This is a genomic window from Sphingopyxis sp. GW821-FHT12F08 (assembly GCF_058806755.1).
On the sequence record NZ_JBXAQA010000006.1, the window covers coordinates 21,426 to 43,248 of the forward strand.

Genomic DNA, 21,823 nt, shown 5'->3' on the forward strand with positions numbered 1-21,823 from the left:
ATGTTAGCCTATGGGGCCGCGTCTGAACCGTCGGTGACCAGCGCGATGCGCGTCAGTCCGGCACGGTTGAGCTCGCCCATCACGCGCATCACGCGGCCGTAATCGAGCCCCTTGTCGGCGCGCAGCATGATCTGCTGCGGGCGTTCGCCTTCCTTCCGCGCCGCGGCGATCGCGTCGAGGCGTGCGGGCAGCTCGGCCTCGGGCACTGCGTCTTCGCCAATATAGATGATGTCGTCGGCGTTGATCGACAGCTGCACCGGCTCCTGCTCCTCGGTCTCGACCGGCTTCGCACGGCTTTCGGGCAGATCGACCGGCACGGCCGACGCGAGCAGCGGCGCGGTGATCATGAAGATGATCAGCAGCACCAGCATCACGTCGACCAGCGGGGTGACGTTGATCTCCGACATCGGCGCACGGCGGGTGCCGCGCCCGCGCCGCCTGCCGCCGATGCCGCCCGAGGGACCCGACATCGCCATCAGGCTTCGACCTCCAGTTCGCGGCTGAAGGTCGCGTGCAGCCCGTCGGCGAAGCGGCCGAGGCGCGATTCGAGGCGGTTCAGTCGCTGCGAGAAGCTGTTGTAGGCGATCACCGCGGGGATCGCGGCGAACAGCCCGATCGCGGTCGCGAACAGCGCCTCGGCGATGCCCGGCGCTACCACCGCGAGGCTGCTGTTATTTTCCGCCGCGATCGCGGTGAAGCTGCGCATGATGCCCCAGACGGTGCCGAACAGCCCGACGAAGGGCGCGACCGAACCGATGGTGGCGAGCGTGCCGATCTTTTCGGCCAGCCGGTCGACCTCGCCCGCGAGCGCGGCGTTCATCGCGATGCCCAGCCGCTCGCGCGCGCCCTCGCGGTCGATGGCCTTGCCTTTGGTCGAGCGGCGCCATTCGCTGATCCCGGCGGCGAGCACCTTGGCGCTGGGCAGTTCCTCGCCGCTGTTCTTGTCGTAGAATTTGTCGATATTGTCGGCGCGCCAGAAATCGCGCTCGAAACGCTCGGACGCGCGCATCAGCTTGCTGACGCCGCGGCCGTGGGTGACGATCACCGTCCAGACATAGATGGAGGCGAGCAGCAGCCCGATCATCACGCCTTTGACGACCCAGTCGGCCTGGAGGAACAGCGCGATCGGCGACAGCGTCGCCGCGTCGGCGGCCAGCGAGATATTGTCTAGCAAGGGATGTTCTCTCCATTCATGACGGCGGTGAAGCGCTGGACCCAGTCGCGGGGCTGGCGGCGGGGACGGCCTTCGGGGGACAGGAAGGCCGCGGTGACGCGGCCCTCGGTAAGCGTTTCGGAGCTTAACGCATCCGATGCGCGGAGGATGCGTTGCGCGATGATCACGCTCGCGCCGCGCACCGCCTCGACGGTGCTGACGACGAGCAAATCGTCGTCGAGCTTCGCGGGGCTGCGATATTTGATGGCGAGGTCGGTGACCGCCCAGGCGCCTTCGCCCGCCTCCATCGCGGCGCGCTGGTCGATGCCCGCGAGGCGTAGCATGTCCGACCGCGCGCGCTCCATATAGCGCAGGTAATTGGCGTGATAGACGATGCCCGACAGGTCGGTGTCCTCGAAATAGACGCGCGCGCGGTAATGATGCGCGGCCCCGACAAAGGCGCCGGGGACGAAGGGGGGCGGGGCGTCGCTCATCTGGTTAACCGATAGCGATGCTTCGACTCGCCGCAAACCCCTCATCAACGGTTCGTCGCACCTCAGCGCCGGTTGGTGGAATGAAAGCCGCAGAAATCCGGGCTATTTCCCTTGGTCGAAAAGTCCGTCCTGCGATCCGGCGGGCGGATTGAGTCCCAGATGCTTCCACGCGCTGGGGTTGAGCGTGCGCCCGCGCGCGGTGCGGGCGATCAGCCCGATCTGGAGCAGATAGGGCTCGATGACGTCCTCGATCGTGTCGCGCGGCTCGCTGAGGCCGGCCGCCATCGTCTCGACCCCGACGGGACCACCGCGGTAGATGTCGGCGATCATCGTCAGGTAGCGGCGGTCCATCGCGTCGAGCCCGAGCGCGTCGACCTCGAGCCGGTTGAGCGCGGCGTCGGCGGCTTTGGCGTCGACGATATCGTGCCCCGCAACCGTCGCGAAATCGCGCACGCGGCGGAGCAGCCGCCCGGCGATGCGCGGGGTGCCGCGCGCGCGGCGCGCGATTTCGAGCGCGCCGTCGGGGGCGATCGGCAGCCCGAGCAGCCGCGCGGCGCGGCCGATGACCTGCTCGAGCTCGGCATGGGTGTAAAAATTGAGCCGCACCGGAATGCCGAAGCGGTCGCGCAGCGGCGTCGTCAGCAGGCCCTGCCGCGTCGTCGCGCCGACGAGGGTGAATTTGGGCAGGTCGATGCGCACCGATCGCGCCGACGGCCCCTCGCCGATCATGATGTCGAGCGCGCGGTCCTCCATCGCTGGGTAGAGGATTTCCTCGACCGCGGGTGACAGGCGGTGGATCTCGTCGATGAAGAGGACGTCGCCGTCCTCGAGATTGGTGAGCAGCGCGGCGAGGTCGCCCGCCTTGGCGATTACCGGGCCGGACGTGGAGCGAAAGCCGACGCCAAGCTCGCGCGCGACGATCTGCGCGAGCGTCGTCTTGCCGAGCCCAGGCGGGCCGAAGAAGAGCACATGGTCGAGCGCGTCGCCGCGCGATTTTGCGGCCTCGACGAAAATACGCAGATTCTCGCGCGCCGCCGCCTGCCCGACGAACTCGGCGAGCGTCTTGGGGCGCAGCGCGGCGTCGGCGTCCTCGGGGGTGCGCTGCGGGGTGGTTAGGGCAGGCTCAGTCATAATGGTCTATTGCATCGCCGGTGATCGAAACCCAAGGCTCCTTGCGTTCCTCATAGACCGAATATTCGGGGACGAAGCCGTGGCCGGGCTCGAAATTGCCGAGCGGCACGGCATAGGCGTCGTGATAGGGCCGCGCGCGATACCAGACATGCGAGCCGCAGGTGGGGCAGAAGAAAAAGTCGGCGGTGTTGCCGCTCGCGCCGGTATATTGCCACATCTTCGCCTCGCCCTCGGTGCGGACCTGGTCCTCCGGAAAACGGGCCTGCGCGGCAAAGGCGCTGCCGCTACGCGCCTTGCACTCGCGGCAGTGGCAGACCGACACGCGGATCGGCTCGCCCGAGCAGGCGATGCGGAGCTGGCCGCAGCGGCAGGAGGCGTGGCGCAGCGTCATGCTTCGGCTTCGCGATAGGCGCCGATACGGAATTCGGCCGAGGCAAGCCCGTCGAAGGATGCGTCGAGCGCCGCGTAATCGGCACCGTGCGCGAGCTTGAACGCGTCGAAGGCCGCGCGCGATTCCCAGCGATCGATCGTGAGATAGGTTCCGGGCCGATCCTCGTCCGTCAGCAGGATGGTTTCGACAAAGCCTTCGCCTTGCCCGAACAGCGTCGCCCAATCGCCGCGCGGCCCATAGCCGGCCTCGAAGCGCGCGTGGTTTTTGGGAGGAACCTCGAATTGCCAGACGATCGCATAGCTCATTTCGCTGCCTTTTTGAGCGCCAGCCGGACCAGCGCGTCGAGGCTGGCCTCACTTCCCAGTTCCTCGCTCGCGGCCGCGACCGCAGCGCTCGCTTCGCCCGGCTTGAAGCCGAGGCCGGTGAGGGCGGTGACGGCGTCGGCGAGGGGGCCGGATGTGGCGGAGCGGGTGGGATTCGAACCGGCGATCCCGCCGAGCGCGCCTGCCTTGTCTTTCAGTTCATGCGTGATCCGCTGCGCCAGCTTCGGTCCGACGCCGTTGGCGCGCGCGATCATCGCGCTGTCGCCGCTCGCGAGTGCGCGCTGGAGGTCGGCGACTTCGAGCGCCGAGAGGATCGCGAGCGCGACCTTGGCGCCGACACCCTGGACGCTGGTGAGCAGGCGGAACCAGTCGCGCTCCTCGGCGCGCGCGAAGCCGAGCAGGCGGAGGAAATCCTCGCCGACGAGCATTTCGGTGTGGATGGTGACCTCGCCGCCGACCGCGCCGAGCGCGTCGAGCGTGCGCGCCGACGCCTCGACCAGATAGCCGACGCCGCCGACGTCGATCACCGCATGGCCTGCGCCGCTGCTGTCGAGCCGTCCGGTGAGTTTTGCGATCATGTCGCTGTGCTAGCGTGATAGGAATGAAAAGGGAACAGATTGGTTCGCACGAAGCCACAAAGCCACGAAGAGGACGACGCGCTCAAATCCGTTCGTGCTGAGCTTGTCGAAGCACCGTTCTTCCTCGGAACGTGAAGGAGAAGGAAGGCCCTTCGACAAGCTCAGGGCGAAACGGGATAAGAATCTTTGTGCCTTCGTGCCTTTATGAGAGAAATCGCTTTCTTGAAGCCTATCGCAAAGGCCGATGGTTCGCGTGGCAGATAGCGACCGCCAGCGCATCCGCCGCGTCGGTCCCCGCGACCTTCGCGCCGGGGAGCAGGACGCGCAGCATCGCCTGCACCTGTTCCTTCGCCGCGCCGCCCGTGCCGACGATCGCCTTCTTGACGAGGCGCGGGGCATATTCGGCGACGGGCAGCCCGCCGCGCGCGCAGCCGAGCAGCGCCACGCCGCGCGCATGCGCCAGCTTCAGCGTCGATTGCGGATTGTCGTTGACGAAGACTTCCTCGACTGCGGCGTGGGTCGGGGCGTGGTCGGCGAGCACCGCGGCGAGCGCCGTGTCGAGATAAGCGAGGCGGTCGGGCAGCGCGGCCTTGGCGTCGGTCTTGATCTGACCGTTCGCGATATGGCTGATCCGGCTGCCCTCGACGCGGATCACGCCCCAGCCGGTGCAGCTGAGCGACGGGTCGAGGCCGAGGATGATCATGCGATCAGGCGAAGCCGACCAGCCGGTCGATCAGCGCCTGGTCAGCGTCATAGACCCAGCATTCGCGAAGCCGGTCGTCGGCGACGGTGTAGATCAGCACACGCTCGACCTCGACCGCGATATCGTCGCGCCCAAGCCGCTCGCGCGCGATCACCGCGCCGCGCTGCGGCCCGGCCATGACATCGACGATGGCGAGCAGGCGGCGGCCGGTACGCCGCGAAAAATCGGCGAGGGTCGCCAGCGCGGCGGCCTTGCCGACATGGTCGCCGGACAATGCATTGGCGCCGCCATAGTGCAGCGTGAAATCGTCGTGATAGAGCGCGGCGATCGCGGCGAGGTCGCCGGCCTGCCAGGCCGCGGCATAGCGTTCGACAACCGGTCGGATGGCATCTGCACCGGTGGCCGACATGCCTTGGGTCAACCCAGCTTTTCCATCACCGCGTCGGGGATGTCGTAGTTGCCCCATACGGTCTGGACGTCGTCGTCGTCGTCGAGCGTGTCGATCAGCTTGAACAGGGTCTGCGCGACGCTTTCGTCGGCGACCTCGCTCTTCAGCGTCGGGCGCCAGGCGAGCTTCACGCCCTCGGCCTCGCCCAGCCGGGCTTCGAGCGCCTTGGCGACTTCGTGCATCCCGTCGACGTCGGTCCAGATGTCGTGGCCGTCCTCGGACGATTCGACGTCGTTCGCGCCGGCGTCGAGCGCGGCTTCGAAGACGGTGTCGGCGTCGCCCGCGCCCGCGGGATAGCTGATCAGGCCGAGCCGGTCGAAGCCGTGCGAAACGCTGCCCGAGGTGCCGAGGTTGCCGCCGTTCTTCGAGAAGGCGGTGCGGACGTTGGTCGCGGTGCGGTTGCGGTTGTCGGTCAGCGCCTCGACGATCAGCGATACGCCGCCGGGGCCATAGCCCTCGTAGCGGATCTCCTCGTAATTGTCGCCGTCGCCGCCCGCGGCCTTGTCGATCGCGCGCTGGATATTGTCCTTGGGCATCGACTGAGCCTTGGCGGCGTTGACCGCGGCGCGCAGGCGCGCGTTGGCGTCGGGATCGGGCAGGCCCATCTTCGCCGCAACGGTGATTTCGCGGCTGAGCTTGGAAAAGAGCGAGCTGCGCTTCTTGTCCTGCGCGCCCTTGCGGTACATGATGTTCTTATATTTGCTATGGCCGGCCACGGCGGGCTCCCGATCGATGAATGAATGTGGCGCCTATTGCCGAGTGCGGCGGAATTTTCAACGGGCTTGGCGGCAGAGTCGCTATTTGACGGGCTGGCCGGTGCGCAGGTCGATGACCTTGCCGCGGTCGTAGTCGAGGATGCCCGGGACCGGCGCGAGGCGGTTGACGAAGGGTGAGCCGATCTCGCGAAACAGACCGACGGCGTGATATTCGGCGTTGACCATCGGCAGCCCCGCAAGTGCCGCCGGGGCAGCGTCTGCGGCTTGGGGCGGAACGAGCGCCTGCCCGAGGATGAAGCCATAGTTGAACATCGACGGGCCGAGATTGTCTTCGAGATGGGGGATCGGCGATTCCTTGTGCACCTTGTCGGCGTAGAGCGCGCCCATGTTGGTGATCGTCCCGGCCCGGGCGTCGAACTTCACCGTTCCGAGACAGTTGCAGGCGGTCACGTCGCGCCCGCCGACCGAAACGCCGTACAGGACATAAGTGCCGGGGACCGCTTCGACCAAGAAGCCCCGCATCGTGCCGTCTTCGATAAAGTCGCCGCCGTCGATCGCAAAGGCGTTAGCGGGGCCGGCATAAGGGAAGACGAACTCCTCAATCGTCGGCACACGCCCGCCCTTGGCCTTCTTGGCGAGCTTCGGCAACTCGGCGTCATAAGCAATTTGGCGTGCTGCGCGATAGGCGGCGACCTCTGCGTCGGTAGGGACACGCAGCAGGACGTGCTCGATATTCATCATGCCCGACTTGGCGGTGCTGGACTGGAAGAACAGATAGGCCTTGTCGGCAGCGAGCGACGCCGGTGCGGTGCGATGCATCGTAACGTTCTGCCCGCCCTTGGCGAAGGCGAGCGTCGGGCAGAGGAGCAGCGCGAGGACCAAGAGCAACCGGGTCATTCGCTTACCTTCTCGTCTTGCGGCGCCGGACCCGACGCCAATTTCGCCTGCATCAGCAACGCCCGCTCATTCTTGTCATCGTTGAGCTGGTCCCAGATCGCCTCGGGAAGCGGATAACGGGCGTAGCCGCGGGGTTCCATGCAGCGGCGGAGCTTGTTGTTGCGTTGGCCGCGTTCGAATTTGGGGATGAGGATCGACCCCAGCAGGCTGCTCGCGCCTGGTCCATAGCCTTGCGGCGGACGCGGCGTTTCCACCCACGGCCGGAAGCCGGGGAGCAGGCCGCCCGTCCCGAAGATCGTGCCGGCAATCAGTCCCTGGCATTCGGCAAGGTCGGCATATGCCTCGGCAAAACTAACCGACGGTTTGTGGAAATAGAAGAATTTATAGCCTTCCTCGCGCACCTTCGGATCGGCCGGCACCGGAATGGTGGGTACGGTGATCGTGGCCGGGTCGGGCAGCGTTTCCTGCGCCCGGACGGCCAGCGTGGGGGCGGTTGCCAGCAAGGCGAGGACGAGGGCGTGTAAACTCCGCATCGGGCGAATGCTCGTCAAACGACGACCGCCGTCCCGCTGGCCGATACCATCAGCATCGAGCCGTTCTGGCCGAGCACTTCGTAATCGAGGTCGACGCCGATCACCGCATTGCCGCCGAGGCGCGCGGCCTCGGCTTCCATCTCGCCGATCGCTTCCTTGCGCGCGCGGGCGAGGACGTCCTCATATTTGCCCGAGCGGCCGCCGACGATGTCGGTGATGCTGGCGAACAGGTCGCGGAACAGGTTGGCGCCAACGATCACCTCGCCGGTGACGATGCCCAGATATTCGCGGACCGGATGGCCTTCGAGCGTGTTGGTGGTGGTGCTGAACATGAATTTGGCTCCCTCTATTCCGTTCGGGCTGAGCTCGTCGAAGCCCCGTCCTTGTTCTTCGACGTTTACAGAGAAGAACGGTCCTTCGACAAGCTCAGGACGAACGGGGAAGGGGCTAGAAAGTCAGTCGATGCCGAGCGCCGATTTATAGACGTCGAGGATCGCTTCCATTTCCTTGCGGTCGTGAACCGGCAGTTTGCGCAGGCGGACGATCTGGCGCATGATCTTGGGATCGTATCCGTTGCTCTTCGCCTCGTTATAGGTGTCGCGGATGTCGTCGGCGATGCCCTTTTTCTCTTCTTCCAGCCGTTCGATGCGCTCGATGAACAGGCGCAGTTGCTGGTCGGTGGTGGTGGCTTCGCTCATTTTGGACTCCGATGGTGGGGATAGGATGACGCGAGAATCGCGGCTGGCGCGTCCCTAATCGGGTCGGGGATTTTTCGCCATGCTTTCTTCCATCCGGGCGAGCTGTTCGGGGGTCGCGGGGGTGTGGTGGAGCGCTTTCCACTCGGCAGTCGGCATGCCGTGGACGATCGCGCGGCCCGCCTCCTCGTCCATGTCCGCGGCCTCGGCGATCCAGTCGCCGAGGCAGTTGCGGCAGAAGCCCGCGAGCCCCATCAGGTCGATGTTCGCGGCGTCGCTGCGGTGGCGGAGCAGGCGGACGAGGCGGCGAAAGGCGGCCGCCGCGGCGGCATCGTCGAGCGCGTCGAGGTTGTCCTGCGGGGCGTTCTGTTCTTCGCTGCAAGACATGATCGTTTCTCCATTGGGCGGGTAAGGGGTGATGAATAGCTATACGCGGCTTGCCTTGGCCATCGCAACGCGCCTAGGCAAGCGGCCGACATCCACCCCAAGATTTGACCGGAGCCCCCCGTGGTCCAGAGCTTCACCCCCCGCCAGCGCAAGGTGCGCATCCTCGCGACGCTGGGTCCCGCGAGCGCGAACCCGGAGATGATCGCCGAATTGCACCGCGCGGGCGCCGACGCCTTTCGCGTCAATATGAGCCATGGCGATCATGCGGGGCACGCCAAGGTGATCGCGGCGATCCGTGCGCTCGAAAAGGACACCGGGCGGCCGACGACGATCCTCGTCGACCTGCAGGGGCCGAAATTGCGCGTCGGGACTTTCGCGAGCGGCCCGGTCGAGCTGGTCAAGGGCAAGGCCTTTGCGCTCGACGCCGACAAGACGGCGGGCGATGCGACGCGCGTGCACCTGCCGCATCCCGAGCTGTTCGCGGCGCTCGAGCCCGATACGCGGCTGCTGATCGACGACGGCAAGCTGGTGCTGCGCGTGAAGAGCGTCACCCCGACGCGCATCGATACGGTGGTCGAGGTCGGCGGCAAGATTTCGGACCGCAAGGGGGTCAATGTCCCCGACGTCGTGGTGCCGCTCGCGGCGCTGACCGAGAAGGACCGCAAGGACCTGACCTTCGCGCTCGAGCAGGGGGTCGACTGGATCGCGCTGTCGTTCGTCCAGCGGCCCGAGGACGTCGCCGAGGCGCGGACGCTGATCGGCGGCAAGGCGGCGTTGCTGGTGAAGTTCGAAAAGCCGTCGGGGGTGCAGCGGATCGAGGAGATCCTCGAGCTCGCCGATGCCGCGATGGTCGCGCGCGGCGACCTGGGGGTCGAATTGCCGCCGGAGGCGGTGCCGCCGCTGCAGAAACGCATCGTCGCGACCGCGCGGCGCATGGGCAAGCCGGTGGTCGTCGCGACGCAGATGCTCGAATCGATGATCGTCTCGCCCTCGCCGACCCGCGCCGAGGTCAGCGACGTCGCGACCGCGGTCTACGACGGCGCCGACGCGATCATGCTCTCGGCCGAGACCGCGGCGGGCGCCTGGCCGGTGGAAGCGGTCACGATGATGGATATGATCGCGCGCTCGGTCGAGGGCGACCCCGATTATTTCCGCCGCCTGCATTTCACCGAGACGACGCCCGACGCGACGACCGCCGATGCGCTGTCCGAGGCCGCGGGCGACATCACGCGCACGATCGCCGCCGACGCGATCATCTGCTTCACCTTCTCGGGATCGACCGCGCGCCGCGTCGCGCGCGAGCGCCCTAACGCGCCGCTGCTGGTGCTGACCCCCAAGAAGGAAGCCGCGCGGCGCATGGGCCTCTTGTGGGGCGCGCATGCGGTATCGACGCGCGATATCGGCAGCTTCGAGGAGATGATCGCCAAGGGCAAACGCATGGCGCTGCGCCACGGCATCGGCAAGGCGGGATCGAAGCTCGTCATGATGGCGGGGGTGCCCTTCGGCACGCCGGGGTCGACCAATGTGCTGCACGTCGCGACGCTGACCGGCGATGAATTGCGCGGTTATGGCGGGTGATTGACTCAGTCCGGCACAGGTGCCCGCGCCCGCGTTAAATATTTCACTGCAGATTCGCGCCGCGGCCCGCAATATTGGTAAATCCTCTTTGCACCATCGGCGCGGCGCGGCATAACCGCCGGGCAAGCAATGCGTCGGGGGGCCTGCATCGGGTCTCGCGCGCCAGTTTCGGAGATGAAGCCCGCGTGTCCGCCCCGTTCCGTTTCCCGCGCTTTTTCGTCACCAGCCCGGCGCCCTGCCCCTATCTGGCGGGCAAGACCGAACGCAAGGTGTTCACCGAACTCAGCGGTCACAGCGCGGGCGAGCTCAACGACGCGCTGGGGCGCATCGGTTTCCGCCGCAGCCAGTCGGTCGCCTATCGCCCAAGCTGCGCCGATTGCACCGCCTGCGTCTCGGTGCGTGTGTGCACCGACGCGTTCACGGCCAATAATTCGCAGAAGCGCAATTTGCGCCGCAACGGCGACATCGTCGCGACCGCGTGCAAGCCCTGGGCGACCGAGGAACAATATGCGCTGCTCCGGTCCTATCTGGCCTCGCGCCATCCCAATGGCGGCATGGCCGACATGGACGAGCAGGATTTCGCCGACATGGTCGAACAGACCCCGGTCGATAGCTATCTGATCGAATATCGCGAACCGACCGTCGACGGCGTGCGCGGCCGGCTGATCGGCTGCTGCCTGACCGACCGGCAGAGCGACGGATTGTCGATGATCTACAGCTTCTTCGACGCCAGCCACCCGATGCGCGAGGGGCTGGGCACCTATATCATCCTCGACCATGTCGAGCGCGCCGCGAAGGCGGGGCTGCCCTATGTCTATCTCGGCTACTGGATCGCGGGGTCGGCGCGCATGGCGTATAAGGCGCGCTTCCGCCCGCTCGAAAAGCTCGGCCCCGACGGCTGGTCGCGCTTCGAGCCGACGATGCCCGCGACGATCGCACCGCAGTTCGAGCTCGCCTGAGGCCGCTCCTTTCCCCACCTGTTTTCCGGTATTTGAGAACCGCTCGCAACAACGGTTTTCCGCGGGTCACCGGTTGACCTGTCCCCGCTTTCAAGGGCATAGCCTGTCGTCCAGGACATAAGTCCGGGTCGCATCCGTTTTGTACTCGCCGGGGGGCTGGCGATAGGGGGACAGGGATGCCCGTGCGCAGGTTCGTCAGCATCGTGACAGCGATGGCCGGCCGCATCTTGCGGCGGGGGCCGCGCGCGTGAGCGAACCGGTCCCCAATGTCGTAAAGGTCGCGATCATCGGGTCGGGTCCGGCGGGGCTGAGCGCCGCGTCGCGCGCAGGGCAGCTGGGCATGAGCCACGTGCTGCTCGAAAAGACCGACCATCTCTCCGACACCATCTTCAAATATCAGAAGGGCAAGCGCGTGCTCGCGACGCCCGACCGGCTCGATCTGCGCTCCGACTGCCGCTTCGCCGAGGGTGCGCGCGAATATATCCTCGGCAATTGGGACGAGGATGCCGCGAACAACAAGGTGAATGTCGCCTATCATGCCGAGGTCGCCGAAGTGACCGGCCAACAGGGCGCGTTCGCGATCAAGACCGCCAAGGGCGACGTCTTTCACGCCGAGACCATCGTCCTCGCGATCGGGACGCAGGGCAATCCGAACCGGATGCGTTGCCCCGGCAACGACCTGCCGCACATCATCTACACCGTGGACGATCCCGAGGATTTCAAGGACAAGCATATCACCGTCGTCGGCTCGGGCGATGCGGGGATCGAAAACGCGCTCGGCGTCGCCGAGGAGGCGCTGGAAAATACCGTCACCATCCTCAACCGCTCGAAGGATTTCGCGCGCGCCAAGGCGAAGAATGTCTCCGATATGATGGAGGCGGGCGAGAATGGCTTCATGTCGATCCGCACCGAAACGCAGCCCAAGCTGGTCGAGCCCGGCTGGCTGACGCTCGAGACGCCGACCGGCGACGAGAAGATCGCTTGCGACGTCATCGTCGCGCGCCTGGGATCGGTGGCGCCGCGCGGCTTCGTCGAATCGATGGGGATCGAGTTCACCGGGCCTGACCGCGAAGCCTTTCCCAAGCTGTCGCCGACCTTTGAATCGACCGTCCCCGGCATCTTCGTGATCGGCGCGCTCGCGGGCTATCCGCTGATCAAGCATTGCATGAACCAGGGCTATGACGTCGTCGAGTTCATCAACGGCAATAAGGAGCTGACCCCCGCCGACGAAAAGGATCTGGCGGCGATCTTCGAGAATTTACCGCAGAAGAAATCGGTCAGCGAATGGCTGGAATATCTGCGCACGCGCATCCGCATCTTCGCCGACGTCTCGCCGCTGCAGATGCGCGAGTTCATGCTCGATTCGAAGGTCGCTTTTTATCCCAAGGGCGAAGTCGTGTTCGAACATGACGAGCCCGGATCGTCGCTGTTCGCGATCGCCGATGGCCATGCGATGGTCGAAATCGGTCCCGACATGATGGTACCGATCGAGCAGGGATCGATCTTCGGCGAGGTCGGCCTGATCTCGGGCCGCAAGCGCGGCGCGACGATCCGCGCCGGCGAGGACAGCATCTTCGTCGAAGTGTCGCGCACCGCGGCCTTGAAGCTGATGGCGGCAGTGCCGGGCGCCAAGCGCGTGATCAACCGCATCTCGCTCGAGCGCCAGCTGCTCCAGATCTTCAAGGGCGGGCTGACGGTCGAGGACCTCGAGCCGATCGTCGAGGATCCCGCGATCGAGCGCTTCCCCGCCGGCAAGGTGGTCGTCGCCGAGGGCGACGAGGGCGACGACGTCTATGTCGTGCGGTCGGGGTCGATGGTCGTCGAGAAGGATATCGGCGGCAAGGCGATCTTCCTGCGCTACCTGCCCGCGGGCAGCTATTTCGGCGAAATGGCGGTGCTGTCGGGCGCGCCGCGCAATGCCACGGTGAAGGCCGCGGTCGCGAGCGAAGTCATCCGGCTGAAAGGCCAGCAGTTCAAGGAAATGCTCGCCAAGCGGCCGCAGGTGCGCGAGGCGACCGAGGCCGCGGTGGCCGAGCGCGCGGCGATGAACGCCTTCATCGAATCGCGCAAGGCGAGCTATTCGAGCGCGGTCGACATGTATTCGGACACCGCCAGCTTCATCATGAAGGAAGGGCTGGGCGAGGCGACCGACGCGCTGCTGATCGACGAGAATCTGTGCGTCGGCTGCGACAACTGCGAAAAGGCCTGCGCCGACAGCCACGAGGGCCTGTCGCGGCTCGACCGCGAGGCGGGCAAGACCTTTGCGCATCTGCACGTGCCGACGAGCTGCCGCCACTGCGAGCACCCGCATTGCATGGCCGACTGCCCGCCGAACGTCATCCACCGCGGCCCCGACGGCGAAGTGTTCATGGAGCCTGGCTGCATCGGGTGCGGCAATTGCATGCGCAACTGCCCCTATGGCGTGATCCGCATGGAGGCGGCGCCGCCCGAGAAGCCGAGCCTGCTGCGCTGGCTGCTCACCGGTTTCGGCCCCGGCCCGGGCGAACCCTCGCCCAAATGGACCAAGAAGAAGCTGGGCGAGGAAAAGCCCAAGAAGATCGCGGTCAAATGCGACATGTGCAAGGGCATCGCCGGCGGTCCCGCCTGCGTGCGCGCCTGTCCGACCGGCGCCGCGATCCGCGTCTCGCCCGAGGAATTCCTGTCGATCGCAAGGCTCGAAGAGGACGCCGGCTGATGGCGAGCCTCTTTTCGAACCTGTTCGGCGCCCGCCGCCGCAGCAAGGCGACGCAGACCGAGCGCGTCCGCGAGCGGCGCCACGAGGGCTTCCTGCGCTACGCCAATTTCCGCTGGGCCAAGATTTCGGGCGGGCTCTGCCTGCTGATCATCGTCAGTTACGCGCTGGTCGACGTCACCCCGCGGCACAATGGCGGCAGCTGGTACGGCTATACGCTCGGCACGCTTGGCGCCGGGCTGATCCTGTGGCTGACCGCCTTGGGTTATCGCAAGCGCAAGATGACGAGCGATTATTGGTCCTTGAAGGCCTGGACCTCGGCGCATGTCTATCTGGGGCTCAGCCTGATGGTCATCGGGACCTGGCACACCGGCTTCCAGCTCGGCTGGAACGTCCACACGCTCGCCTGGGCGCTGATGATGCTGGTCATCCTGTCGGGGCTCTATGGCATCATCGTCTATGCGACGCTGCCGCAGGCGCTGTCGAACAACCGCGACGAGATGACGCAGATGCAGATGCTCGAGGCGATCCGCGCCTTCGACCGCCAGTTGCACGCCGCGGCGCAGCCGCTGACGCCGCAGGACACCGCGCCGGTGTTGAAGGCGCTCGATGAGGATCCCTTCGCGGGCGGGATCGGCGCGCGCCTGTCGGGGCGCTATCGCAATTGCGCGACCGCCGCGGCGCTGCACGCGCTCGCGGGTTCGCGGAGCAGCGACGCCGAGGCGCGCGAGAAGGTGGTCGGGCTGCTCAAGCAGAAGCAGGCGGCGCTCGGGCGGCTGCGCCAGCATCTCAAGATCCGGGCGCTGCTCGAAATCTGGCTCTATGTGCATGTGCCGCTGACCTTTGCGCTGATCGCGGCGCTGTCGGCGCACATCATCAGCGTCTTTTTCTACTGGTAAGGCGAGGGGAGGGGGAACCATGAGCTTCATCCTGCGCCGCATCTCGACGACGAAGACGGGCAAGCAGATCATCCGCGACGCGCCGCTGCCGGGCGACGCGATCACGCTGGGCCGCGAGGGCAGCAACATCATCCACATCGCCGACCTGGCGGTGAACCCCCATCATGCGACGATCACCAGCGCCGACGGTCGCCATGTCCGGGTGCAGGCGAGCGAGGGGCTGGGTTTCGACATCAACGGCCGCAGCGTCGATGCCGCCGACATCGACAGCGCCGCGGGCGCCGAGCTGCGCTTCGGCGGGCACCGGCTGACCATCGCGCGCGAGAATGACGACATCATCCTGCTCGTCGAGCGGATCGACGAGCTGTCGCAATCGTCTAAGGACGTCGACGAGGCCAAGGCCTTCTCGCTGCAGGGGGTGATGCTCGGCAAGCGCGTCGGCGCCTGGACCTTTGCCATATTGATGCTGCTCGCCTTCCTCGTCGGGCCGATCTGGGCGTGGGCGAGCTACAAGGATGTCGACGAGCGGCCGGACGGCTATCATGCCGACACCGCCTGGCTGTCGGGGCCGCTGTCGAGCGCGCATGCGAGCCTCAAGAACGACTGCCAGTCGTGCCATGTCGAGCCCTTCGTCGCGGTGACCGACAAGGCGTGCGTCGGCTGCCACACCGGCGAGCACAAGATGATGAGCACCGCGCACGCCAATGCGCCCACCGCGATGCTGATCGCCGCGCGCCAGCCGCCGGGGATGGGCGACAAGATCCTCGCGGGTTTCGCGAGCGCCTTCAACCGGCCGCAGGGCCGCTGCGTCGAATGCCATACCGAGCATGAGGGCGCGGGGCCGATGCCCGCGACGCCGCAGAAATTCTGCGCCGACTGCCACGACGGCATGCAGGGCCGGCTGAAGGCGGCGGGGCACCCGACCCAGCTCGCCGACGCGGCCGACTTCGGCACCGGCCACCCCGAATTCCGCCCGCTCGTCCGCGCGGCGCCCGGCGCGAAGCCCGCGCGCACCCTGCTGACCAAGGGGCTGGTCGATTATAACGGCCTCAAATTCCCGCACGACATGCATTTGCAGGCGACCGGGGGCGTCGCGCGCATGGCGGCGAGCTTCCGCGGCCGCTACGATTTCGGCAAGGCGCTCGAATGCGAAAATTGCCATCGGCCGGACGCCGATGGGGTGCGGATCAAGCCGGTCGAGATGGAGCGCGACTGCGCCATGTGCCACAGCCTGGCCTTCGAGACCGTCGGCGGGGTGACGCGCACGCTCCGCCATGGCGAGCCCGGGCAGGTCGTCGCCGACCTGATGGCTTATTATCGCTCGACCCCGCCGACGCGGCCGCTGCAGCTCGGCGGCATGGCGCGGCGGCGCCCCGGCGCCTATGCCGAGGGGCAGGTGTACAACATCTATTTCCGCGAGGTCGCGGTGCGCCCGAGCCGTGCGGAGGATGCGGTGCGCGCGGTCTTCTCGAAGGGCGGCGCCTGTTACGACTGCCACACCATCTTCGCCCCAGCGGCGGGCAACAACTGGCGCGTCGCGGCGGTGAACCAGACCCCGCGCTTCCTGGAAAAGGGCTGGTTCGACCATGACGCGCACCGCGAGACCGACTGCGCCGATTGCCATACCGCGGCCGAAGGATCGAAGGCGTCGACCGACTTCCTCGTCCCCGGGCTGCGCCAATGCCGCGATTGCCATGTCGGCGAGAGCGGGGCGCGGCTGGTGAAGGTCGAGACCGCGACCGAATCGCCCTGCGCGATGTGCCACGAATATCATAACGACGGCGGCAAGCCGTGGATGCCGCCGACGCAGCGCAAGAAAAAGACCGCGTTCATCACAAAACAACCGGCGCACGATACTTATGCTGTGAGCATGATCACAGGGCGCGCGGGGCGGAATCTTTATAATGTGACTTGGCGCTTACCCGCGCTACAAGCCACTCAAAGGGGCGGATGACAACAGGGCGGTCGCGACCGGGCGGCCCGAGCAGGGGACCGATATGCTGATCGCCCAGATCACCGATATCCATATCGGGTTCGATCCGGACAATCCGGCGGAATATAACCGCAAGCGGCTCGACGAGGTGCTCGATGTGCTCATCGACGGCCCGAACCGGCCCGACCTGCTGCTCGCGACCGGCGACATCACCGACCGCGGTGATCCCGACAGCTATCGCCGGCTGGCGACCGCCTTTTCGCGCTGCCCCTTTCCGGTGTGGCCGAGCGTCGGCAACCATGATCTGCGCGACAATTTCCACGCGCAATTCGCGGGCTTCGACGACGGCAACGGCTTTATCCAATATACGATCGAGCTGCCCGAGCTGCGGTTGGTGACGATCGACACGCTCGAGGAAGGGCGCCACGGCGGCGCCTTTTGCGAAGCGCGCGCGGCGTGGCTCGACGCCGAGCTGGCGAAGGACCCCGCCAAGCCGACCTATATCGTGATGCACCACCCGCCGGTCGAAAGCGGGATCGAGTGGATGAACACCCACCCCGACGAACCCTGGGTCGCGGTGTTCACCGAAGTAGTGCAGCGCCATCCGCAGGTCCGCGGCCTCATCTGCGGCCACCTCCATCGCAGCGTCACCGTCGCGTGGGAGGGGCGCACCGTCGCGATCTGCTCGTCGACCGCGCCGCAGGTGTCGCTCGATTTGCGACCGATCGACGAGGACCGTCCCGACGACCGCCCGATGATCGTCGCCGAGGATCCCGCCTATGCGCTCCACCGTTGGAACGGGCGCGAGCTGGTGAGCTTCTACGACCATGCCGGGGCGCATACGATGCTCGCGAAATATGACGAGCGGCTGCAACCGCTGGTCCGCGAGCTGAAGGCCGAGCGGCCGGCCTAATCGAGCGCGAGGCGGCGCTGCGCGAAGACGAGCGCGGCGACGAGGCAGCTCGCGAAGAGCGCGCCTTCGAGCGTCGCGGTGGCGACGCGGCTGACCGGGCCGATGCCGCTTTCGCCGAACAGCGCGCCGATCGGGTCGAGATGCGGGCGTGCGGTCGGGAAAGCCCCGGCCAGCAACGCAAGGCTGCCGCCGAGCAGGCGTCCGCCGGTGAGCGCGATGGCGAGGCCACCGAGTGCGCCGGCGAGCGCGGGCAGGCCGATGCTGCGGCGGAGCGACAGGGCGGGCGTGCGGTCGGCGAGCCAGGCTCCGACCCCGACCGCGGCGCCGAGCAGCGCCCCCTCGGATGCGCCGGTGATGTCGCCGGGCGAGCGGCCGAAGAGCATCGCGAAGGCGTCGAGCCCGACGAGCTTGACGAGCGCGCCGACGACGAGGCCGCCGAAGGCGCCGCCCGCGACCGTCCACGCGCCGCGATGCGTCGGCGCGAAACCCGCCGCGGCAATGCCGAAGGCGACCCCTGCGCCGCCGAGCAGCGCGAGCGCGACGGTCATCGCGATGAGCACGAGCAGGATCGAGAGCCCACCGCCCGCCGCCTGCGACGCGCCTGCGAAGCCGTAGAGCATGCCGCCGAACAGCCCCGCGACGCCGCCGCCGAGCGTGCCCGCGCCGCCGAGCAGTAGCCATTGGCGCACGCCGAAACCGGACGTGGGCGGTGCGGCGGCCGGGGCGGTCGCGGCGTCGCTTTCGACCGCCGTGATGAAGCGATAACCATGCTTGGGCACCGTCTCGATGAAGCGCGGGTGCGCCGCATCGTCGCCGAGCTGCTTGCGCAGCGTGCGGATGCACTGGGTCAGCGCCTCGTCGGTGACGGGCACCCCGCGCCACACCTCTTCGAGGAAGCGGTCCTTGGGCACGAGCCTGCCCGCCTCGCGCACGAGCAGCGTCAGCGCATCGAAATAGCGCGCGTTGAGATCGACCGGAACGCCGCCCTGCAGCAGCCGCCGGTCGGCGGTGTCGAGCGTGAAGCGGTCGAAGCGTAGCATCGCCGGACGATCAATAGCCGAGGGTCAGGTCCACCTGCGGCGCGACCGGCTCGCCCCGCTGCCAGCGATCGAGATTCTCGAGAAAGCGTGTCGCGGCGCGGACGAACATCTTGTCCTGCGCGCGGCCCGACAGGTGCATCGTGATATGTGCATTGTCGAGGCTCCACAGCACATCGTCGGCGGGCAAAGGTTCGGGGCTGGTGACGTCGAGGAAGGCGGCCGCGATCTGTTTCGAATCGAGCGCGGCGACCAGCGCCGCCTGGTCGACGACGCTGCCGCGCGCGATGTTGATCAGCGTCGCGGTCGGCTTCATCGCCGCGAGTTCGGCGGCGCCGATCATGCCGTCGGTCTCGGGGGTCGCGGGGACCGCGAGGATCACCCAGTCATAGTCGCCGAGCCGTTCGCGCCACTGGTCGGGGCCGAGCGTGTTCGGGCCGGGCGACCGGCGAACGACGGTGACGTCAACCGCGAACGCCTTCAGCCGCTCCTCGACCAGCTTGCCGATCGCGCCATAGCCGAGCAGCAGCGCCTTCGACCCGTAGAGCTCGACCTTGCCCGGCGAATCGAGCAGCCATTCGCGCCGCTCCTGCGCGCGCACGACCTCGCGATAGCCCTTGGCGACGGTGAGCATGCCCATCACGACATATTCGGCGATGGTGATCGCGTTGATGCCGACCCCGTTGGTGAGCACCGCGCCGCGCTTGCGGAGCAGATCGAGCGGGATGCCATCGACCCCGGCGTAGATCGAGTTGAGCCATTTGATCTTGCTCGCTGCGGTAATCGCGGCGGCCATGTCGCGCTTGTCGTACATGTCGAACCAGCCAATCTCGGCCGCGGGCGCCAGTTCCATCGCTTCCTCTTTCGACTGGAAGAAGCGCGGCTCGACCCAGCCCGGCAGGCGGTTTTCGACGAGCGGGCGGATGAGGCCCGAAAGGACGGTGACGGTCTTGGTCATGGGCAGGCGGTTTCCCGTGTTTCAGGCGGGAGAAAAGGCCCGCCACGCCACTATCGCCAAAAAGGGCAGCCCGGCAAGGTCGGCGAGCGCGATGATACGCAGCGCGGGCGGCGATCCCGCGTGCCAGTAGAGCGCGAGGAAGCTCAGCATCGAGATCGCCGCGGCGACGCTCGCGAGGCGGCGCACGCCGGGATCGAAGGCCGCCCAGACGCAGATGGCGAAAACGACGAGGAACAAGGCGGCGCGGTGGTGGAGCAGCAGGAAGGTCGGGCTTTGCGCGTCGACGGCGTAGAGGCGCGTGAGCATCGCGGGGCGGAAGAAGGCGAGCGCCGGCATCAGGTGGATGAGCGCGAGGATGAGCCAGGCGATACGGTCGAGCATGGCGGAGAGGGTAGCACTTACAGGGGTGTAAGCAAGGCCGGTTTTGGGGTTGGGAACTGCCTTTGCGTTATTCTAAAGTTCAGGAAAGTTCAGCCCTGTGCGCCTCCCAACAGGCCTCGGGTAACCGCACCACCGACCGAACGAAAGAGCGAGGATCGACGCTTGCATAGCCGGATAAATTAGGAAAGGCCTTTTTTGACGGCGGCGGTTTTGGGGGTGGGGAGCGGATGTTGCCGTTCTTCACTTCGTCATCCCGGACTTGATCCGGGATCCGCCTTTTCTTCAAGACAAGGCAGACCCCGGGTCAAGCCCGGGGTGACGATTGTGGTTGAAGCGGGTGTCGCCTTTCGCCCGAAAACCGCCCTTCGCCGTGGCTGCGACGGCTAAGTCTCCAGCCGCCACTCCCAGCCCAGCGGATCGCCGTCCATCACCTCTACACCGGCGGCGATAAGTTCGTCGCGCAGTGCATCCGAAGTTGAGAAGTCTTTGTTCGCCCGCGCTTCCTTGCGGCGGGCGAGGGCGGTTTCGATCTCATCCTCGGTGATTGTTGCCGTCCTGGGGCGGACGCGCAAGTCAGCGCGGGCGCGTTTCAGAAAATCGAGGCCAAGCACCTGATCGATCGTAGCGACGAGATGCCATCTTAGCCCATTATCAATCGTTGGGTCGCCGAGGACAGTCTCAAGAACCACGATTGCCTTCGGCGTATTCAGATCCTCGGAAACGGCGGCGTCAAAGTCCTGAAGGTAGCCCAATACCTCCACTTTTGACCATTTCTCACGAGGGATCGGTTCGAAGTTGGCCGGGTTCTCGACCGGCTGCCCGGTGTGCTGAAATTCCTTAGCCAGCTGAACCGCGACCGCCTTATACATCCGCTTCAACCGCGTCAGCGCCGCCCCCAAGCCTTCCCAGCTGAACTCCAGCTCGCTGCGATAATGCGCCTGCAGGCACATCAGGCGGTACGCCAGCGGGTGGTAGCCCTTGTCGATCAGCAGCTGCACGCGCAGGAATTCGCCGCTCGATTTCGACATCTTGCCCGAGCGTTCGACGAGGAAATTATTGTGCATCCAGAAGCGCGCGCCGCTCGCGTCGGAGCAGCTGTGCGCCTGGTTCTGCGCGATCTCGTTCGGATGGTGGATTTCGCGGTGGTCGATGCCGCCGGTGTGAATGTCGAAGGGGAAGCCGAGCAGAGCCTCCGACATCACCGAGCATTCGAGGTGCCAGCCCGGCGCGCCGCGGCCCCACGGCGAATCCCACTCCATCTGGCGCGTCTCGCCCGGCGGCGTCTTGCGCCAGATCGCGAAATCGGCGGGGTGGCGCTTGCCGTCGACCGGGTCGATGCGGCTCTCGCCCTCGTCGGTGCCGGCGCGCGCGAGGCTGCCATAATGGGCCACGGTCGCGGTGTCGAAATAGAGACCGCCGTCGAGTTCGTAGCAATGCCGCTCCGCGATCGCCTTGGCGAAGTCGATCATCTGCGGCACATAGTCGGTCGCGATCGACCAATGCGCGGGCTGGCGGATGTTGAGCGCCTTCACATCCTGCCAATAGGCCTCGGTATAGTGGCGCGCGATGTCCCAGATCGATTGCGCCTTTTCGGCGGCGGCCTTCTCGAGCTTGTCCTCGCCCGCGTCGGCGTCGTCGGTCAGGTGCCCGACGTCGGTGATGTTGATGACGTGGGTGAGCTTGTAACCCTTGAACGACAGCGTCCGCCCGAGCGTGTCGGCGAAGACATAGGCGCGCATATTGCCGATGTGCGGATAGTTATAGACCGTCGGGCCGCAGCTGTAGACGCGCGCCTCGCCCGGGTGGACGGGGACGAACTCCTCGAGGGAGCGCGTCAGGCTGTTGAACAGCTTCAGCGGCGGGCCGGAAGCGAGGGATGCGGCGTCGGTCATGTCCGCGCCCATGCCCCGCGCGCTTGGGGCGCGTCAACCCGATTGAATTCCCTTAGCCCTGAGCCTGTCGAAGGGCGCTTCACTGTGAGGCGCCCTTCGACAGGCTCAGGGCTACGGTTCAGGATATACGGT

General features: G+C 66.6%; 25 protein-coding genes. 6 read left to right on the forward strand and 19 right to left on the reverse strand.

Features of this window, described 5'->3' with window-relative positions; all coding sequences use genetic code 11:
* Positions 1-8 precede the first annotated feature (8 nt).
* From tolR to AC1RNQ_RS16240, 15 genes are all read right to left on the reverse strand, one after another.
* The gene (gene tolR, locus AC1RNQ_RS16170; protein ID WP_493172660.1) at positions 9-476 is read right to left on the reverse strand and encodes a protein TolR; all 468 of its coding nucleotides are present in this window, start codon (positions 474-476) and stop codon (positions 9-11) included.
* Positions 476-1,174, reverse strand: coding sequence for a protein TolQ (gene tolQ, locus AC1RNQ_RS16175; protein WP_493172662.1), 699 nt, complete (start codon positions 1,172-1,174; stop codon positions 476-478). The genes tolR and tolQ overlap by 1 nt, the downstream gene beginning before the upstream one ends.
* Positions 1,168-1,647, reverse strand: coding sequence for a YbgC/FadM family acyl-CoA thioesterase (locus tag AC1RNQ_RS16180; protein ID WP_493172664.1), 480 nt, complete (start codon positions 1,645-1,647; stop codon positions 1,168-1,170). The genes tolQ and AC1RNQ_RS16180 overlap by 7 nt, the downstream gene beginning before the upstream one ends.
* A 102-nt stretch (positions 1,648-1,749) precedes the next feature.
* Positions 1,750-2,778 (reverse strand): Holliday junction branch migration DNA helicase RuvB, encoded by a 1,029-nt coding sequence (ruvB, locus tag AC1RNQ_RS16185; protein WP_493172666.1) that lies wholly within the window; start codon positions 2,776-2,778, stop codon positions 1,750-1,752.
* Complete coding sequence (locus tag AC1RNQ_RS16190; RefSeq protein WP_493172668.1) at positions 2,771-3,169, reverse strand: GFA family protein; 399 nt, start codon at positions 3,167-3,169, stop codon at positions 2,771-2,773. The genes ruvB and AC1RNQ_RS16190 overlap by 8 nt, the downstream gene beginning before the upstream one ends.
* Positions 3,166-3,474, reverse strand: a complete 309-nt coding sequence (locus AC1RNQ_RS16195; RefSeq protein ID WP_493172670.1) for an antibiotic biosynthesis monooxygenase family protein — start codon at positions 3,472-3,474, stop codon at positions 3,166-3,168. Before AC1RNQ_RS16195 ends, AC1RNQ_RS16190 begins: the two co-directional genes overlap by 4 nt.
* Complete coding sequence (ruvA, locus tag AC1RNQ_RS16200; RefSeq protein ID WP_493172672.1) at positions 3,471-4,070, reverse strand: Holliday junction branch migration protein RuvA; 600 nt, start codon at positions 4,068-4,070, stop codon at positions 3,471-3,473. The genes AC1RNQ_RS16195 and ruvA overlap by 4 nt, the downstream gene beginning before the upstream one ends.
* Positions 4,071-4,299: 229 nt before the next feature.
* Complete coding sequence (gene ruvC / locus AC1RNQ_RS16205) at positions 4,300-4,773, reverse strand: crossover junction endodeoxyribonuclease RuvC (RefSeq protein ID WP_493172674.1); 474 nt, start codon at positions 4,771-4,773, stop codon at positions 4,300-4,302.
* A gap of 4 nt (positions 4,774-4,777) precedes the next feature.
* Positions 4,778-5,182, reverse strand: a complete 405-nt coding sequence (locus tag AC1RNQ_RS16210) for a nuclear transport factor 2 family protein (RefSeq protein ID WP_493172676.1) — start codon at positions 5,180-5,182, stop codon at positions 4,778-4,780.
* 8 nt (positions 5,183-5,190) lie between these two features.
* Complete coding sequence (locus AC1RNQ_RS16215; RefSeq protein WP_493172678.1) at positions 5,191-5,937, reverse strand: YebC/PmpR family DNA-binding transcriptional regulator; 747 nt, start codon at positions 5,935-5,937, stop codon at positions 5,191-5,193.
* Positions 5,938-6,018: 81 nt separating this feature from the next.
* Positions 6,019-6,834, reverse strand: a complete 816-nt coding sequence (locus AC1RNQ_RS16220) for a hypothetical protein (RefSeq protein ID WP_493172680.1) — start codon at positions 6,832-6,834, stop codon at positions 6,019-6,021.
* Positions 6,831-7,367 carry a hypothetical protein gene (locus AC1RNQ_RS16225; protein ID WP_493172682.1) on the reverse strand — a complete coding sequence of 179 codons (537 nt, stop codon included), beginning with the start codon at positions 7,365-7,367 and terminating at the stop codon, positions 6,831-6,833. Before AC1RNQ_RS16225 ends, AC1RNQ_RS16220 begins: the two co-directional genes overlap by 4 nt.
* Before the next feature lie 14 nt (positions 7,368-7,381).
* Complete coding sequence (locus AC1RNQ_RS16230) at positions 7,382-7,699, reverse strand: YbjQ family protein (RefSeq protein WP_058809179.1); 318 nt, start codon at positions 7,697-7,699, stop codon at positions 7,382-7,384.
* A 123-nt stretch (positions 7,700-7,822) separates the two neighbouring features.
* A complete protein-coding gene (locus AC1RNQ_RS16235; protein WP_077031925.1) occupies positions 7,823-8,065 on the reverse strand; it encodes a DUF2312 domain-containing protein in 243 nt (80 codons plus the stop codon).
* Positions 8,066-8,119: 54 nt separating this feature from the next.
* A complete protein-coding gene (locus AC1RNQ_RS16240) occupies positions 8,120-8,449 on the reverse strand; it encodes a DUF1244 domain-containing protein (protein WP_493172685.1) in 330 nt (109 codons plus the stop codon).
* Positions 8,450-8,569: 120 nt separating this feature from the next.
* On the opposite strand from AC1RNQ_RS16240, the gene pyk reads away from it, so the two are divergent.
* The 6 genes from pyk to AC1RNQ_RS16270 all read left to right on the forward strand — a co-directional run bounded on the left by pyk (position 8,570) and on the right by AC1RNQ_RS16270 (position 17,423).
* Positions 8,570-10,027, forward strand: coding sequence for a pyruvate kinase (gene pyk / locus AC1RNQ_RS16245; protein ID WP_493172687.1), 1,458 nt, complete (start codon positions 8,570-8,572; stop codon positions 10,025-10,027).
* A 185-nt stretch (positions 10,028-10,212) separates the two neighbouring features.
* The gene (locus tag AC1RNQ_RS16250; protein ID WP_493172689.1) at positions 10,213-10,986 is read left to right on the forward strand and encodes an arginyltransferase; all 774 of its coding nucleotides are present in this window, start codon (positions 10,213-10,215) and stop codon (positions 10,984-10,986) included.
* 247 nt (positions 10,987-11,233) lie between these two features.
* The gene (locus tag AC1RNQ_RS16255; RefSeq protein WP_493172690.1) at positions 11,234-13,681 is read left to right on the forward strand and encodes a cyclic nucleotide-binding domain-containing protein; all 2,448 of its coding nucleotides are present in this window, start codon (positions 11,234-11,236) and stop codon (positions 13,679-13,681) included.
* Positions 13,681-14,577, forward strand: coding sequence for a hypothetical protein (locus AC1RNQ_RS16260; protein ID WP_493172692.1), 897 nt, complete (start codon positions 13,681-13,683; stop codon positions 14,575-14,577). Before AC1RNQ_RS16255 ends, AC1RNQ_RS16260 begins: the two co-directional genes overlap by 1 nt.
* A gap of 19 nt (positions 14,578-14,596) precedes the next feature.
* Complete coding sequence (locus tag AC1RNQ_RS16265; RefSeq protein ID WP_493172694.1) at positions 14,597-16,531, forward strand: cytochrome c3 family protein; 1,935 nt, start codon at positions 14,597-14,599, stop codon at positions 16,529-16,531.
* 43 nt (positions 16,532-16,574) lie between these two features.
* Complete coding sequence (locus AC1RNQ_RS16270) at positions 16,575-17,423, forward strand: metallophosphoesterase (RefSeq protein ID WP_493172696.1); 849 nt, start codon at positions 16,575-16,577, stop codon at positions 17,421-17,423.
* Here AC1RNQ_RS16270 and AC1RNQ_RS16275 read toward each other — a convergent pair.
* The 4 genes from AC1RNQ_RS16275 to cysS all read right to left on the reverse strand — a co-directional run bounded on the left by AC1RNQ_RS16275 (position 17,420) and on the right by cysS (position 21,691).
* On the reverse strand, positions 17,420-18,463 hold the full coding sequence (locus AC1RNQ_RS16275; RefSeq protein ID WP_493172698.1) for a winged helix-turn-helix domain-containing protein: 1,044 nt from the start codon (positions 18,461-18,463) through the stop codon (positions 17,420-17,422). The genes AC1RNQ_RS16270 and AC1RNQ_RS16275 overlap by 4 nt on opposite strands.
* A 10-nt stretch (positions 18,464-18,473) precedes the next feature.
* Positions 18,474-19,418, reverse strand: a complete 945-nt coding sequence (locus AC1RNQ_RS16280; protein ID WP_493172700.1) for a D-2-hydroxyacid dehydrogenase — start codon at positions 19,416-19,418, stop codon at positions 18,474-18,476.
* A gap of 21 nt (positions 19,419-19,439) precedes the next feature.
* A complete protein-coding gene (locus AC1RNQ_RS16285) occupies positions 19,440-19,799 on the reverse strand; it encodes a hypothetical protein (RefSeq protein ID WP_493172702.1) in 360 nt (119 codons plus the stop codon).
* 383 nt (positions 19,800-20,182) lie between these two features.
* On the reverse strand, positions 20,183-21,691 hold the full coding sequence (cysS, locus tag AC1RNQ_RS16290; protein WP_493172704.1) for a cysteine--tRNA ligase: 1,509 nt from the start codon (positions 21,689-21,691) through the stop codon (positions 20,183-20,185).
* Between the last annotated feature and the right edge of the window lie 132 nt (positions 21,692-21,823).

Bases quoted from the DNA above. Each gene is read 5' to 3' on its own strand.
- AC1RNQ_RS16270 (WP_493172696.1), top strand. From the start codon at position 16,575: ATGCTGATCGCCCAGATCACCGATATCCATATCGGGTTCGATCCGGAC.
- AC1RNQ_RS16260 (WP_493172692.1), top strand. From the start codon at position 13,681: ATGGCGAGCCTCTTTTCGAACCTGTTCGGCGCCCGCCGCCGCAGCAAG.
- AC1RNQ_RS16280 (WP_493172700.1), bottom strand. From the start codon at position 19,418: ATGACCAAGACCGTCACCGTCCTTTCGGGCCTCATCCGCCCGCTCGTC.
- ruvA (WP_493172672.1), bottom strand. From the start codon at position 4,070: ATGATCGCAAAACTCACCGGACGGCTCGACAGCAGCGGCGCAGGCCAT.
- AC1RNQ_RS16190 (WP_493172668.1), bottom strand. From the start codon at position 3,169: ATGACGCTGCGCCACGCCTCCTGCCGCTGCGGCCAGCTCCGCATCGCC.
- cysS (WP_493172704.1), bottom strand. From the start codon at position 21,691: ATGACCGACGCCGCATCCCTCGCTTCCGGCCCGCCGCTGAAGCTGTTC.
- ruvC (WP_493172674.1), bottom strand. From the start codon at position 4,773: ATGATCATCCTCGGCCTCGACCCGTCGCTCAGCTGCACCGGCTGGGGC.
- AC1RNQ_RS16210 (WP_493172676.1), bottom strand. From the start codon at position 5,182: ATGTCGGCCACCGGTGCAGATGCCATCCGACCGGTTGTCGAACGCTAT.
- AC1RNQ_RS16230 (WP_058809179.1), bottom strand. From the start codon at position 7,699: ATGTTCAGCACCACCACCAACACGCTCGAAGGCCATCCGGTCCGCGAA.
- AC1RNQ_RS16195 (WP_493172670.1), bottom strand. From the start codon at position 3,474: ATGAGCTATGCGATCGTCTGGCAATTCGAGGTTCCTCCCAAAAACCAC.
- AC1RNQ_RS16265 (WP_493172694.1), top strand. From the start codon at position 14,597: ATGAGCTTCATCCTGCGCCGCATCTCGACGACGAAGACGGGCAAGCAG.
- AC1RNQ_RS16220 (WP_493172680.1), bottom strand. From the start codon at position 6,834: ATGACCCGGTTGCTCTTGGTCCTCGCGCTGCTCCTCTGCCCGACGCTC.
- AC1RNQ_RS16225 (WP_493172682.1), bottom strand. From the start codon at position 7,367: ATGCGGAGTTTACACGCCCTCGTCCTCGCCTTGCTGGCAACCGCCCCC.
- ruvB (WP_493172666.1), bottom strand. From the start codon at position 2,778: ATGACTGAGCCTGCCCTAACCACCCCGCAGCGCACCCCCGAGGACGCC.
- tolR (WP_493172660.1), bottom strand. From the start codon at position 476: ATGGCGATGTCGGGTCCCTCGGGCGGCATCGGCGGCAGGCGGCGCGGG.
- AC1RNQ_RS16285 (WP_493172702.1), bottom strand. From the start codon at position 19,799: ATGCTCGACCGTATCGCCTGGCTCATCCTCGCGCTCATCCACCTGATG.
- AC1RNQ_RS16235 (WP_077031925.1), bottom strand. From the start codon at position 8,065: ATGAGCGAAGCCACCACCACCGACCAGCAACTGCGCCTGTTCATCGAG.
- AC1RNQ_RS16240 (WP_493172685.1), bottom strand. From the start codon at position 8,449: ATGTCTTGCAGCGAAGAACAGAACGCCCCGCAGGACAACCTCGACGCG.
- AC1RNQ_RS16275 (WP_493172698.1), bottom strand. From the start codon at position 18,463: ATGCTACGCTTCGACCGCTTCACGCTCGACACCGCCGACCGGCGGCTG.
- AC1RNQ_RS16180 (WP_493172664.1), bottom strand. From the start codon at position 1,647: ATGAGCGACGCCCCGCCCCCCTTCGTCCCCGGCGCCTTTGTCGGGGCC.